Annotated in this window: 13 protein-coding genes; 3 read left to right on the forward strand and 10 right to left on the reverse strand. The window is 71.5% G+C overall.

The genetic code is table 11. The features are described 5' to 3' along the window. The first annotated feature begins 26 nt into the window (after positions 1-26). Complete coding sequence (locus Dvina_RS35420; protein ID WP_223093627.1) at positions 27-869, forward strand: tetratricopeptide repeat protein; 843 nt, start codon at positions 27-29, stop codon at positions 867-869. Between the two features lie 145 nt (positions 870-1,014). Then, positions 1,015-2,109, forward strand: a complete 1,095-nt coding sequence (locus tag Dvina_RS35425) for a glycoside hydrolase family 53 protein (protein WP_380027916.1) — start codon at positions 1,015-1,017, stop codon at positions 2,107-2,109. A 12-nt stretch (positions 2,110-2,121) separates the two neighbouring features. Here the strand turns inward: Dvina_RS35425 and Dvina_RS35430 are convergent, their stop codons facing one another. The 9 genes from Dvina_RS35430 to Dvina_RS35470 all read right to left on the reverse strand — a co-directional run bounded on the left by Dvina_RS35430 (position 2,122) and on the right by Dvina_RS35470 (position 11,354). Further along, positions 2,122-3,246: a serpin family protein gene (locus tag Dvina_RS35430; RefSeq protein WP_223093628.1), complete on the reverse strand. Its 1,125-nt coding sequence runs from the start codon at positions 3,244-3,246 to the stop codon at positions 2,122-2,124. A gap of 118 nt (positions 3,247-3,364) precedes the next feature. Then, positions 3,365-3,964 (reverse strand): hypothetical protein, encoded by a 600-nt coding sequence (locus tag Dvina_RS35435; RefSeq protein WP_223093629.1) that lies wholly within the window; start codon positions 3,962-3,964, stop codon positions 3,365-3,367. Between the two features lie 86 nt (positions 3,965-4,050). Next, a complete protein-coding gene (locus Dvina_RS35440; protein WP_223093630.1) occupies positions 4,051-4,728 on the reverse strand; it encodes a hypothetical protein in 678 nt (225 codons plus the stop codon). A 39-nt stretch (positions 4,729-4,767) separates the two neighbouring features. Beyond that, a complete protein-coding gene (locus tag Dvina_RS35445) occupies positions 4,768-5,730 on the reverse strand; it encodes an acetylxylan esterase (protein WP_223093631.1) in 963 nt (320 codons plus the stop codon). 7 nt (positions 5,731-5,737) lie between these two features. Then, positions 5,738-6,577, reverse strand: a complete 840-nt coding sequence (locus Dvina_RS35450) for a carbohydrate ABC transporter permease (protein ID WP_223093632.1) — start codon at positions 6,575-6,577, stop codon at positions 5,738-5,740. Then, the gene (locus Dvina_RS35455) at positions 6,567-7,436 is read right to left on the reverse strand and encodes a carbohydrate ABC transporter permease (RefSeq protein ID WP_223093633.1); all 870 of its coding nucleotides are present in this window, start codon (positions 7,434-7,436) and stop codon (positions 6,567-6,569) included. Before Dvina_RS35455 ends, Dvina_RS35450 begins: the two co-directional genes overlap by 11 nt. Next, the gene (locus tag Dvina_RS35460) at positions 7,433-8,692 is read right to left on the reverse strand and encodes an ABC transporter substrate-binding protein (RefSeq protein WP_223093634.1); all 1,260 of its coding nucleotides are present in this window, start codon (positions 8,690-8,692) and stop codon (positions 7,433-7,435) included. Before Dvina_RS35460 ends, Dvina_RS35455 begins: the two co-directional genes overlap by 4 nt. Positions 8,693-8,706: 14 nt before the next feature. Next, the gene (locus Dvina_RS35465) at positions 8,707-10,302 is read right to left on the reverse strand and encodes an FAD-dependent oxidoreductase (protein ID WP_223093635.1); all 1,596 of its coding nucleotides are present in this window, start codon (positions 10,300-10,302) and stop codon (positions 8,707-8,709) included. Next, on the reverse strand, positions 10,299-11,354 hold the full coding sequence (locus Dvina_RS35470) for a LacI family DNA-binding transcriptional regulator (protein ID WP_246655532.1): 1,056 nt from the start codon (positions 11,352-11,354) through the stop codon (positions 10,299-10,301). The genes Dvina_RS35465 and Dvina_RS35470 overlap by 4 nt, the downstream gene beginning before the upstream one ends. Before the next feature lie 147 nt (positions 11,355-11,501). Between Dvina_RS35470 and Dvina_RS35475 the strand changes: the two genes are divergently transcribed. Continuing rightward, positions 11,502-12,476 (forward strand): glycoside hydrolase family protein, encoded by a 975-nt coding sequence (locus Dvina_RS35475; RefSeq protein WP_223093636.1) that lies wholly within the window; start codon positions 11,502-11,504, stop codon positions 12,474-12,476. 31 nt (positions 12,477-12,507) lie between these two features. Here the strand turns inward: Dvina_RS35475 and Dvina_RS35480 are convergent, their stop codons facing one another. Beyond that, positions 12,508-13,392, reverse strand: coding sequence for a class II glutamine amidotransferase (locus tag Dvina_RS35480; RefSeq protein ID WP_223093637.1), 885 nt, complete (start codon positions 13,390-13,392; stop codon positions 12,508-12,510). Between the last annotated feature and the right edge of the window lie 8 nt (positions 13,393-13,400).

Raw genomic sequence — 13,400 nt, forward strand, 5'->3', positions numbered from 1 at the left:
CGACGGGGTACGACAAAATCGGCTGTGTGATCGAGGACGACTACGTCGAACTGGCCCATCGGATCAACCGGGGCGACCTGATGCTCGGCATCCTGCCCCTCTCGGCCGCCGGGACGGTGGTGGCGGGGCTCTCGGCGGCCGGGACCGCACGGGCCTGGCGGGAGCTCGGCATCTGCTACCTCGGCACCAGCGGCGACGTCCTGCCGCCGGCGCCGTGGTCGCCGGACCTGCCATTCGCCGACCCGGCCGACCACCCGCAGGACCGGGCGCTGCGCTCCTTCGCCGAGGCCGCCAGGCTCGGCGACCACGAGGGTGCGGTGCTGTTCGCCCGCTGCGCCCGCGGGGCCTCGGTGGCGGCCCGGGAGGCGGCCCGGGCCCTGCTGCGCCCGCACGCCCGGGCCGACGGGGCCACCGCCTACCAGTACGGCCTGCTCGAACAGTGGCTGGACCGGCCCGGTGCGGCGATCGAGCACCACCTCTGGGCCGCTGCGCAGGGCGACGCCGACGCGGCCTTCGAGCTTTACGTCCTGTTCGCCACGGGTACCGGAGTCGAGCGCGACGACGCCGAGAGCGCCCGCTGGCTGCAGCGGGCGGCCGACCTGGGCCAGGACCGTGCGCTGTACAACCTCGGGGCCGCCCACGCCACCGGCAACGGGGCGCCGCTGGACCCGGCCCGGGCCGTCGCGTACTACGAGCGGGCCGCGAAGGCCGGGAACGCACGGGCCGCGGCCACGCTCGGCGTCATGTACCTCACCGGCGAGGGCGTCGAAGCCGACCGGCAGCGGGCCGCCCACTGGCTCGACGAGGCCGACGACCTCGACCACCCGGTCGACGAGTGGCTCGCCCAGTTGGGTCTTTCACGGCCGTGAGGCCGGACCGTACCGTGAACGGTCCCAGTTTCCATCAACATCTGTCACTGCCTTGACACGGGAAAACGGGCCTCCGAAGACTGGGAGCGTTCACAGCGACAAGCGATCGACCCAAGGAGAGCCCGTGCGAAGAACCATCTCAATCGTGGCTGCCGCTGCCCTCGGCGCCGCCATCGCCGTCACCAACGCCGTCGTGGCCGCCGCGCCCGCCGGCGCGGCGACCATCAGCATGCGCGGCGCCGACGTGTCCTCCCTGCAGCGCAGCCTGGACCTCGGCGCCAAGTACTACAACGCGTCGGGCACCGCCGCCGACCCCCTCGACATCCTCAAGGGCATCGGCCTGAACTACGTCCGGCTGCGCATCTGGAACAACCCGGTGAGCGGGTACAACAACCTGAGCAAGGTGCTGGTCCAGGCGAGGGCGGCCAAGGCCAAGGGCCTGCAGCTGATGATCGACTTCCACTACTCGGACACGTGGGCCGACCCGGGCAAGCAGTACAAGCCGGCCGCCTGGTCGTCGCACGACATCGGCGCCCTGCAGAGCGACGTGTACAACTACACGCTGAGCGTGTGCAACGCGCTCAAGTCGCAGGGCACGACGCCGGACAGCGTGCAGATCGGCAACGAGATCAACGTCGGCATGCTGTGGAACGACGGCAAGGTCGTCAACAACGACTTCACGAACCTGAGCCTGCTGTTGAAGCAGGGGTACAACGCCACCAAGGCCTGCAACAGCGGCACCCAGGTCATCATCCACACCGCCGACGCCGACAGCGACGCGAACGCCCGGTGGTTCTACGACGGCATCCGGGCCAAGGGCGTGCCCTGGGACATCACCGGCCTGTCGTACTACTGCATGTGGCACGGCACGCTCGCGAACCTGTCCACCGTCATCAACGACGTGCGCACCCGCTACGGCAAGCCGGTCATCCTGGCCGAGACCGCCTACCCGTTCACGGCGGCGAACGCGGACTCGGAGGCCAACGCCATCAACGGCTCCGCGCCCTGCTCCGGCTACCCGGCGACCTGGCAGGGCCAGGCGAGCAACTTCACCGCCGTGCAGAACACGGCCCGCACGGCCGGCGCGATCGGCGTCTTCTACTGGGAGCCGACTTGGTACGCCATCAAGGGCAACGGCTGGGCCCCGGAGAACATCAACGGCACGGGCGACCAGTGGGACAACATGACGCTGTTCGACTGGACCGGGCACATCAACCCGAACGTGCGCTGGACCCCCTAGAGCAGGGCCGGCTCAGCCGCGAAACGGCTGGGCCTCGCCCACCCAGCCGGCCACGAGCACGAGCCCGGTCGGGCGGTGCACGGCGAGGAAGCCGAACGGCCTGTCGAACACCACGCTCGTGACCTGCTTGCGCTTGTCGAGCTGAGGGAAGAACGCCCCGGCGAGCCGCATCGCGATCCCGGTGACGGCGGCCGCCTTGAAGCCCGTGGCGGTGAACTCGGCGACGGCGTCCTGCCGGGCCTGCGACACGGCGAGGGGCACCGGGCTCATCCCGGGAAAGTGCCCGGTGCCGGTATCGGTGGCCGCCCGCAGCCCGAACACCTCGGCGTGCGCCAGCAGGTCGTGGGACGCGCCGACCCGGAACCGCACGGTGCTGACCACCAGCTCCGGCTCGTCGTCGACCGCCTCGATCTCGCGCACGCTCACGCCGGGGCCGCGCTCGACGGCGGCCGTGCCGTCGGCGCCCAGCCCGGCGATCGCCGCGGGCAGCACGACGGAGGCCGGCACCTCCGCCCCACCGAGGGCGAGCACGACGTCCACGTCGGCCTCGCCGGCCACGGTGAGCAGCGTGAGCGGCCCGTCCGCGCCGTCCACGACCCGCAGCGCCGACAGTGCCGCCGCCCCGCGCCCGCGCCGGTGCAGCCCGGCCAGCTCCCGCTCGGCCCAGGGCCCGGACCGCGGCCGCTGCACACCGTCCTCGAACCGGTCGGCCCACGCGGTCTGCACGACCAGCGCACTGGCCAGGACCATCAGCGTCTCCGCGCCGACCCGGATCGGCATCGCCGGGATCTCGCCGTCGGTCTGTGCGGCCGCCCAGGCGTCGAGCTCCGGCTGGTCGACCGCCGGGTCACCGGTGAGCTTCCCGCGCAGGTGCTCCGGCACGGCCGCCGCGAACTCTTCGGTCAGCGGCACCTCCGAGCGTGACCACACGGCGGCGGCCATCCGCGCCGCCGGCGAGCCGGGCAGCCCGAGCGGCGTCGGCGCGACGGCGAGCAGCTCGTCGCGGGCCGCCCCGGCCGCGAACGGCCCGAGCAGCGCCAGCAGTACATAGGCGCCGGCCCCGGACAGCACGGTCCCGTCGCCGTCCAGGGTGGCGGCCCACCTGGCGGTGAGCGCATTGGCATTCGCGGTCGTCATACACCCACCCTAGTGAGACGGACCCCCGGACGGTCTCGTGCAGCCCGCGCCCTGGGCGGCCGGCGACCCCAACGGGGGCATCCGGTTCGACTGGAGCGGGTTCACCCGCGTCCGGTGCTCAGACCGCCAGGCCGCGCCGGGCCCGCAGCAGGCCCCAGAGCACGGCGCCGTACAGGCAGACGCCGGAGCCGACGCCGGCGACGGCGCTGACCGCGGCCGCGGAGCCGCCGGCCGCGTAGGTGACGAAACCGGCGACCGCGAGGGCGGTCATGGCCGTGGCCAGCCAGTGGTACATCGGGGCGTGCCACACGGCGCCGAGGCCGTAGAAGTGCAGGCCGACGATCAGCGCGACCCAGGCCACGGCGACCTCGGAGCGGTGCAGGACGCCGTTGATGACGAAGAGCCCGCCGAAGAGCGCGATGGCCTCGATCGCGACGACGATCCAGTAGCCGCGCCCCATGGCCTGCCGCGCCAGCACGGGCTCCACGGCGGGCGCCGGACCCGACGCCGGGGCGGCGGTGGAGGCGGACCGGGTGCGGAAGGTGGCGATGATGAGCGCGGCCGCGCACAGGGCGGCGCCGATGCGCAGGATCTGCGGCCACGGATCGGGCAGACCCCCGCTGTTGCCGGCGATGAACCCGGTGCCGAAGCCCGTGGCGATGATGGAACCGATCACGTATCCCGGCAGACGACGCTGCCCGGCTTCCCCGTTCGTCACCGGGCGACCGTATCAGGGATCTTGGATCTTCCGATGTCCCGACCGGCGGCTCCGAGCTCCTCGCCCCTTGTACCGCCCAGGCCCCGTCAGACCGGCCCGCAGTAAGACTCGGCACCGATGCCGACCACGTCGAGCTCCGACTGCAGCGCGCTGATCTTCAGCGAGAAGAGGACGGCGCCGCACTGGAAGCGCTGGCTCGAGCCGCTCGGGGCCGGGTTGACGTTCGCCGCCAGCCACTCGACCGCGCGGGAGCTCAGCGGGTCGTTGCCGGCCAGGGCGGCGCCGCCGCAGGTCTTGAGGAACGCCAGCTCGGCCGCGGTCAGCTGGCTCGTGCCCGTCGAGTTGGCCTCGCACCGCAGCTGGTACACCTCCTGCTGCGCGTGGGTGACGCTGAGGCGGGCGCCGGTGTTGGCGTCGATCGGGGTGCTCACCAGATGCGTGCCCGAGTCGTTGCGCCACTGGTCCGACATGCTCATGTGCGCACCCTCCAGCAGCTGGTCCAGGCCGACCGGCAGGGGGGTCGCGGTCCGGACGCAGCGCTCGTCGTCCGGGCTCACGCACATCGTCACGCTCGGGGCCGGAGCCTGCGGCCGCGGGGCGGCGTCGGCGGCGGCCCGGTCCGCCTCCGCGTCACGGCCGGCGGACACCTGCACGGCGATGTACGCCCCCGCCGCCAGCAGGATCAGCAGCGCGATGGCGAGGGCGGCGGGGATGATGGGAAACGACCGGCCGGGTGCGGGGGCCGGCTCATCGGGTTCGGACACGGTGCAGTTCATATCATGGCCGCCGCCGGCCGACCGTCCCTACGGGTGCAGCAGGTCCGCGAAGAAGCGCAGGCGCTCGGCGTGCTGCACGGTCTCGCCGCCCTCGTGGCCGTTGAACGGGTACACCTCGATGCGCTTCGGGCCGGCGTAGTTGTGATAGGCCCCGAAGACCGTCGACGGCGGGCAGGTGGTGTCCATCAGGGCCGCGCTGAACAGGGCCGGAGCCGTCGCGCGCCTGGCGAAGTGGACGCCGTCGAAGTGCCCGAGCGTGGCGAAGACGGTCTCGGCCCGGTCGCGGTGCACCTTCAGGTAGCCGCCGATCTCCAGGTAGGGCCCGGTGGCGGCCCGCTCGGCGCCCCGGCGCATGTCGCACAGGAACGGCACGTCGGCGGACACGGCGGCCAGGTCGGGCACCAGGCCGGCCACGGCGAGGGCCAGGCCGCCACCCTGGCTCACACCGGCGACCGCGACCCGGGCCGGGTCGACGAGCGGATGGGCCCGGGCGGCGTGCACGGCCCGGACCGCGTCGGTCACGACACGGCGGTAGAAGTGCTTCTCCGGGTCGAGGATGCCGCGGGTCATGAACCCGGGGTGCTGCGGCCCGGTCCCCTCCGGCTCGTGGTCCTCGGTGTCACCGCTGCGCCAGCCGCTGCCCTGGCCGCGGACGTCGATGAACAGGTGGGCGTAGCCGGCCGAGGCGTAGAGCAGGCAGTCCTCCGGCAGCCCGCGGCCGCCGTTGTACCCCGGGAACTCCACCACGCACGGCAGCGGCCCGTCGGCCCCGGCCGGCGTGACGAACCATCCGCGCACGGGCTGCTCCGCGTGGCCGGGGAAGCGCACGTCGTACACCCGCAGCGTTTTGAGGCTCGTCGAGACCTCCACGAAGTCGGCCGGGCCGCCGCTGGAGCGCGCCCGCGACCAGAACTCGTCGAAGCCCGGCGGTTCGGTGGCGGTGCTGCGGTAGGCGTGGCACTCGTCGAGGGTCAGGTCGGACAGCGGCATCGGCGGCTCAGCCTTTCAGTCCCGTGTGGGCCAGGCCCTCGATGAACTGCCGCTGCGCGATGACGAAGACGACCAGGACCGGGATCGCGGTCATCGTCGCCGCCGACAGCTGCACATTCCAGGCCGGCCCGCCGTAGGCGTCGACGAACTGGGTGAGCGCCTGCGGCAGTGTGAACTTGGACGGGGTGGACAGGAACACGATCGGCTCAAGATACAGGTTCCAGCTGTGCAGGAACGTGAAGATCGAGACCGCGCCCAGCGCCGGGCGGGCCAGTGGCAGCGCGACCCGGCGGAACAGGCCCCATCGGCCCAGGCCGTCGATGCGCCCGGCCTCCTCCAGCTCCGGCGGCAGGGTGATGAAGAACTGCCGCATGATGAACGTTGCCAGCACGCTCGGCGCGCCGAAGATCGGCACGAGGATGAGCGGCCAGTGGGTGTCGATCATGTGCCAGCGCTGGAACAGCTGGAACAGCGGCACGATCGTCACCTCGCTCGGCACGAGCAGCCCGGTGAGCACGAGCAGGAACAGCGCGTTCTGGCCGCGGAAGCGGATGCGGGCGAACGCGTAGCCGGCCAGTGACGACACGACGAGCGTGCCGAGCGTGCACACGACCGCGATGTACATGCTGTTGAAGTACTGCTGCGCGAACGGCTGCGCTTCGAACACCTGGCGGTAGGCCGACGTGTCGATCGACGTGGGGATCAGCGACGGCGGGAACTTGAACACGTCGCCGAGCGGCTTCACCGAGGACGTGGCCATCCACCAGGTGGGGAACACGAACGGGATGGCCAGCACGCACAGCAGGCCGTACAGCCAGACCTTGCGGCTGCTGCCTTCAGTTCTCATGGAACACCCATCGCTTGCGCAGCTGCCACTGCACGGTGGTGAGGATCAGGACGATGGCGAACAGCACCAGCGACAGCGTGGCGCCGTAGCCGAAGTGGTGGAACTGGAACGCCTGCTGGTACAGGTAGTACACGAGCACTGTCGTCGACGTGCCGGGGCCGCCCTGGGTCAGCACGGCGATCTGGGCGAACACCTGCAGCGAGCCGACCACCGTGATGATGGACGTGAGCAGGACCGTCGGGCTGATCATGGGCAGCGTGATGCTGCGGAACGCCCGCCAGGCGCTCGCCCCGTCCAGCCGGGCCGCCTCGTACAGCCCGGACGGCACACCCTGCAGGGCGGCCAGGAACAGCACCATGTTGAGCCCGACGTTCTTCACGACCTGCACGACGACGACCGCGAGCATCGCCGTCCACTCGCCGCGCAGCCAGTTGGGACCGTGCACACCTACCGCGTCGAGGATGCCGTTGACGCCGCCGTTGTCCTGCAGGAGGAACCCCCACACGATCGTCCAGGCCACCATTGACACGACGACCGGTGAGAAGAACAGCGTGCGGAACACGATCGTGCCGCGCAGTTTCTGGTTCAGCAGCACGGCCAGCAGCAGCGCCAGGCTCAGGTTGAGCACGAGCAGCCCGGCCGAGAACAGGCCGGTGGCGGCGAGCACCTTCGGCAGGTTCGGGTCGTCGGCGAGCTGCCGGTAGTTGTCCGCGCCGACGAAGTTGAACTCGTCGGCCAGGACGTTCCACTCGTGCAGGCTGTACCAGGCGACCATCACCAGCGGGAAGAGCACGAACACCACCGTGCCGGCCAGCTGCGGCAGGATGAACAGGTAGCCGGCCAGGTTCTCCCGTCTCATTTCGCGAGCAACGGCTTGAGTCCGGTGCACACGGTGTCGAGCACGGACTTGACGTCGGCGCCGGGCTTCCACAGCGGGTCGAGCGAGGCCCGGACGTTCTGGGCGATCTCGGCCGAGCCGGTGTGGCTGGGCTTGACGACGCCGTTGGAGATGCCGTCGATGACGACCGACTGCAGCTGGGCCGGCTTGAGCAGCGGGTTGGTCTTGGCCATGGTCTCCGCGTTGAGCTGGCTCTTGCGGGCCGGCGGGAAGTACTGCGCGAGCTTGGCGCTGTTGGCGGCGTTGGTGAAGAACGACAGGAAGTCGGCGGCGGTGCCGGCGTGCTTCGACTTCTTCAGTACCCCGAGCCCGGCCTGCCCCACCACGGAGTATTTGCCCTTCGGGCCGGCCGGGAGCGGCACCAGGTCCCAGCCGAACTTGGCGTCCTTGAGCAGCGACGCCCGGGAGATCTGCGTGATGGTCATCGCCGACTGCCCGGTGAAGAAGTCGGCCGCCACGCCTGGCCCTGGCATCGCTTTCGCCGTGAAGACGGCCTGGTGCAGCGCGGTCATGGCGTCGACCATCTCGGGCGCGTTGAAGCCGCAGGTCTTGCCGTCGGCGCTCCACGCCTGGGCGCCCCAGCCGGTCCAGACCGTGGACAGGTTGCCCCAGGTCTTGTAGTCGAAGTCGCGGACCACGATCCCGGCCGTGCCGGTCTTCGCGTTGACGGCCGCGCCCTCGGCGAACGCCTTGTCCCAGGTCCACTGCCCGGCTGTGACGAGGTCGGCCGGGCTGTCCTGGCCGGCCTGCTTGAGCAGGTCCGTGTTGACGAACATGCCGAACGGCGAGGTCGAGAACGGGTACGCGTACAGCTTGCCCCCGCTCTGCCACAGCTTGGTCGCGGCCGGGGTCAGGTCGTCGGGCTGGTCGAGGTTCTCCAGCGGCACGAGGGCGCCGGAGCCGACGAAGTCCGGTGCCGACTCCTCCAGCACCCAGGCCAGGTCGGGGCCGTTCCCACCGGCGATCTGCGTGGTGAGCGTGGTGGTGTACGACTCGAACGGCAGCGGGTCGAACTTGACGCTGACGTTCGGGTGCGCGCTCTTGTACTGCGCGGCGATGTCGTTGAACAGTTTCAGGTGGGCCTCGTTGGCCGACCAGATCGTCATGCGCAGCTCGACGGGGCCGGTCTCGACGGCGGCGGGGGTGCTGCCGCCGCCGTCGCCACAGGCGGCCAGGGCGAGCACGGACAGTGCGGCTAACGCTGTGCGAATCCTCATCAGGGGCGTCCTCACTAATATCCGGCGACGTCGGGCCAGTGCCGTTCGACGCCGTCGCGGTCCAGGCGGGTCTGGAACTCCTCGAGCAGGGCGGGGGTGTTGCGCACCGCGCGGGGGGTGCTCGCGCGGTCCAGGCAGAAGGCGGCGAGCGCACCGGCGGCCTCGCCGGCGTTCCACTCGACGGGGTGCAGGCGGTAGGCGCCGTTGGTGATGTGGGTGGTGCCGATGTTCTTGCCGGCGGCCAGGAGGTTGTCCATTCGGCGCGGGATGAGCGCGCCGAGCGGGATCTGGAACGGGCAGCAGCCGACGTCGATGTAGTGGTCGCCGCCGGTGGACGGGTGCAGGTCGATGCGGTACATCCCGACGCCGACCGAGTCGTGATACGGCACGGCCCCCTTGTCGCCGCGCACGGCCAGGGCCAGGTCCTGCTCCACGACCGTGTACTCGGCCCGGATGCGCCGGGACTCGCGGATGTACGGCGCCTGGGCCAGGCCGTCGGCGCCGCCGGTGACGTCGCCGCGCAGCCGCAGCCCCGGGAAGCCGGTGCCGCCGTCGGGGCGCGGGGCCTCGGTCTGCAGCCAGTACAGCACTGAGCGGGCCTGCTCCCGGGCCGCGGCCAGGTGGGCGGCCGGGTCGGGCACATCGATGACCGGGTGCTCGAAGTAGTCGAGCATCGGCCAGTTCACCAGGCAGATGTCGCTGGCGTAGGCGCCCGGGGCGAACAGGTCCCGGGCCGCGATGCGCCGGAACGTCCACAGGTTGCTGTCGCCCGGGTTGCGGCGCTGGTCGGCGTCGACGGCGAGCGGGTCGTCGCCCGGGTTGGGCGCGAATACGCGCTCGGCCGGCTCCAGCGTGCGCGGGCTCGGGGCCCGGAACGACAGCAGCGGGCCGCCCCAGAACGGCGGGGTGTAGTCGCGCCAGAAGCCGTAGCGGGCCGGGCGGTCGATGGTGTGGTCGCCGTCGACGTGATCGACCGCGAAGCACACCGACACGGCCTGCATGTTGGCCGGCTGGGCGGTGGCGGGCGCGCTCGGCTCACCGGTGTCGGCCTGCGACTCGAAGCCGGTGACGTACTCGGTGCCGGTCAGCGGGAGCAGCTCGCCGGTCTCGGTCGCGTCGAGCACGTAGGCGGCCGTGACGTGCACGGTCTCCCCCGTGTCGCGATGGCGCAGCGTCACGCCCGTGACCCGGTCGCCGTCGGTGTCGGCCGCCGCGGGCCCGTACGGCTGCAGGACCCGCAGCCGGCCGCCGCTGCGGTACGGCATCAGCATGGACTCGAGCACGGCGACCGCGACCCGGGGCTCGTGGCAGAGCCGGCTCACGTGCCCGGCGCCCGGGTTCAGGTCGCGCCACGCGCGGGCCGCCGTGGTCAGCGGATAGTGCCGGCGGTAGTAGTCGCGGATGCCGGTGCGCAGCGCCCGGTAGCTCGCCGTGATGCCGAACTGCTCCACCCAGGAGTGCTCGTCGGGCGGTACCGCCTGGCTGGTGAGCTGGCCGCCGAGCCAGTCGTACTCCTCGGTGAGCACGACCGACCGGCCCGCCCGGAGCGCGGCGAGCGCCGCGGCGACCCCGCCGAGCCCTCCGCCGACGATCAGGACATCAGTGTTCATGGTTCGACTTTCCTTAGGGTGGTACCGGGAACGAGCGCGCACGGCAGCAGTCGCTGGATCTGGGTCCTGGCCCCGTCGATCAGGGCGGTCAGCACCTCCAGGGCCTGGGCCCCCATCTCCCGCCGCGGGATCTCGAAGCCGGTGAACTCGGTGTCGTGGTTGCCGGGGGCGTTCACGGGCCGCGTCGGCTGCCCCAGCGTGATGATGGACGGCGACGTGCCCGGCGCTTCCGGGCCCGGCCCGTCGAACGTTTCGCCGGACGGGGTGCTTGCCGCTCTCGCGTGCAGGGCCACGCCGTCGCTGTGCTCCTCGGCGAACACGGCCGTCGCCCCGCTGCCCAGCACCGCACCGAGGTCGTCGGCCGGTAGGTGCAGGCCGGTGACGCCGGCCGCCGCGACGGCCCGGTCGAAGCCCGCCTTGCGGTCGGCGTGCGACTCGGGGCCCTCGCCCTGCCCCATGTAGAGCAGGCGCGTGTGGCCCAGGCCGACCGCCCGGCGCACGAGCGTGGCCGTCGCGCCCGCGTAGTCGGCGCCGACGTATGGCACGGGCCCGCCGGCGTCGTCGCGGCGGCCGACCGAGACGAACGGGAACCCGTCCGCGACCAGCCGGGCCAGCTCGTCGCGGTCGAGCGAGCGGCCGAGCAGGATGCAGCCGTCGGCCAGCCGCAGCCGGTTGCCCTCGTGGAAGATACGGCGCCGCCCGTCGACCACCGGAGCGCTGGTCAGCAGCAGCAGGTCGCTGCCCAGCGCCTCCGCCCGCTCCTCGATGCCGACCAGGAACGGGTGGTAGAAGTCGCTGTTGCCGGCCGGGAACACCGGCTCGTAGGTGAACACGCCGATGATCCGGTTGTCCCGGGCGGCGAGACGGCGGGCGATCGGGTCGGCGACGTAGCCGCTGTCCCGGATGGCCTGCAGCACCCGCTCCCGGGTCTCGGGCGCGATGCGCACGTCACCGTCCGAACGCCCGTTGAGCACGAGCGACACGGTGGCCTGGCTGACGCCTGTCATGCGGGCGATGTCCCGCTGCGTCAGCCGCCGCTTCGTCGGGGGCACGGCTTCCTTTCCGGTGCTAATGCGCATTACCACTCGATGGTTGGCCATCCTGAACCCATCGGCGGGCGTTCGTCAAGGGGTGGTGCCAATTGATAATTCGTATTAGCACCTTGACCGGGCGTTCGTGGCGGTCACACACTCCCATCCATGAATCGCCGCCAACTGCTCAAGGGAGCGGCGCTGAGCACGGGTGCCGCCGCCATCGGCGCCCTCTCGGTGCCAACAGCCGCGTCCGCCGCGCCGGCCGGTTTCCCGAACTACCAGTACCTCGGTGTGCCGTTCAACAAGTCGGCACTGCGCTACAACCCCACGAACGAGCTGATCTTTCCGTGCATCCGGGGCGTCTACGACAAGATCACGGGCGGGCTCGGCCGCTACTACCTCTACTACGCGCCGCACGAGAAGCCGGGCGGGATCTGCCTGGCGTACGGCAACTCGCTGTCGGGACCGTTCACGGAGTATCCGGCCAACCCGATCGTCAGCAACACCTGGTCGCCGTACTACTCGGTGAGCCACGTGTCGTCACCGCACGTGCTGTGGAGTGCCTCGAACAAGAAGTTCTACCTGTACTTCCACGGCGAGAACACCACCACCCGGATGGCCTGGTCGACCGACGGCGTGCACTACACGTACTTCGGCGTCGTGCTGAGCACGGCCATGGTGCCCGGCACGACCGAGACGTCGTACGCCCGGGTGTTCGAGCACACGGTCACCGGCCTGGGCAACACCTACGTCATGCTGTTCATGGGCGTCACCGGCGGCACCCGGAAGATCTTCTGGGGCTGGTCCGCGGACGCCAAGTCGTGGCAGTTCGACCCGACCCCGCTGGTGACCCCGGGCCCGGACGGCCAGGTCGACATCTCCGGCGCCCACCTGCTCAAGCGCAACGGCACGGCCTACGTCGTCTACCACGGCAACGGCGGCGACCAGTTCATCACCGAGGTCGGCAACGCCTTCGACCGCGAGGTCCACCTGGGCGTCTTCCACCCGGCGCTGACGGGCGCGCCGGACAACGGCCGGGCCGCCGCCCCGTCGTTCGGCACGGACGGCGGCGTCGACTACATGTTCTACGAGGCCGGTCCGCGCCTCTCGGCCACGATCGCGGTGGCCCGGGCGGTGTGAACGCCGAGGGGGAGCCGCGGCTCCCCCTCGGTCACAGCCGCGTGAGATCGGCCAGGGCGGGGGTGGGCGCCGCCGGGTCGGGATGCTGGGCCGGGCGGAACGGGCCCACGACGTCGAAGTCGCGGGTCACCAGCCCGTAGCTCGACTCGGCCACCGGCTGCCAGGCGCCGACCAGGCCGCCCAGGGGCTCGGAGACGACGATCCGCGTGCTGTCCGCGACCCGCTGCAGCACGGGGTTCTCCGGATACATGCAGCGCAGGGTGTCGACGGCGGTGCTGCAGTACAGCGAGCGGCTGTTGTGTTCGGTCGAGTAGCGGAAGGCCCACAGGCGCTCGCCGTCGGAGGTCGCGACCGTCATCTGGACCGGGTTGTCGACGCCCGCGCGGCGGCCCGCGTGCTCGACCCACCCGACCATCCGCTCGACGGCGCCCACCGGATCGCGCTCCAGGCCGAACGTCAGGGCCAGGTAGAACATCAGCTCCGAGTCGGTGGAGCCGCCGATGTACGGGAACAGGCCGGGGTCGACGGCCATGGTCAGGGTGCGTTTGAGCCTCGGGTAGTCGCGGATGCGCCCGTTGTGCAGCCACAGCCAGCGGCCGTGGCGGAACGGGTGGCAGTTGGTCTGCTGCACGGGGGTGCCGGTGCTGGCCCGGATGTGGGCCAGGAACAGGCCGGAGCGCACCGAGTAGGCGAGCTCCCGGAGGTTCTCGTCGCCCCAGGCGGGGCCCGTCCCGCGGAACAGGGTGGGCTCCGGGTTCCCGCCCGGGGTGTACCAGCCGACGCCGAAACCGTCGCCGTTCGTGGTGCCCACCCCGAGGCGGGCGTGCATGCTCTGGTCGATGAGCGAGTGTTCGGGCTTGTACAGCAGCTCCGCCAGCAGGATCGGCGAACCCGAGTAGGCGAGCCATCGGCACATCTCGGCAC

This window comes from Dactylosporangium vinaceum, assembly GCF_019904175.1.
Lineage (GTDB): Bacteria > Actinomycetota > Actinomycetes > Mycobacteriales > Micromonosporaceae > Dactylosporangium > Dactylosporangium vinaceum.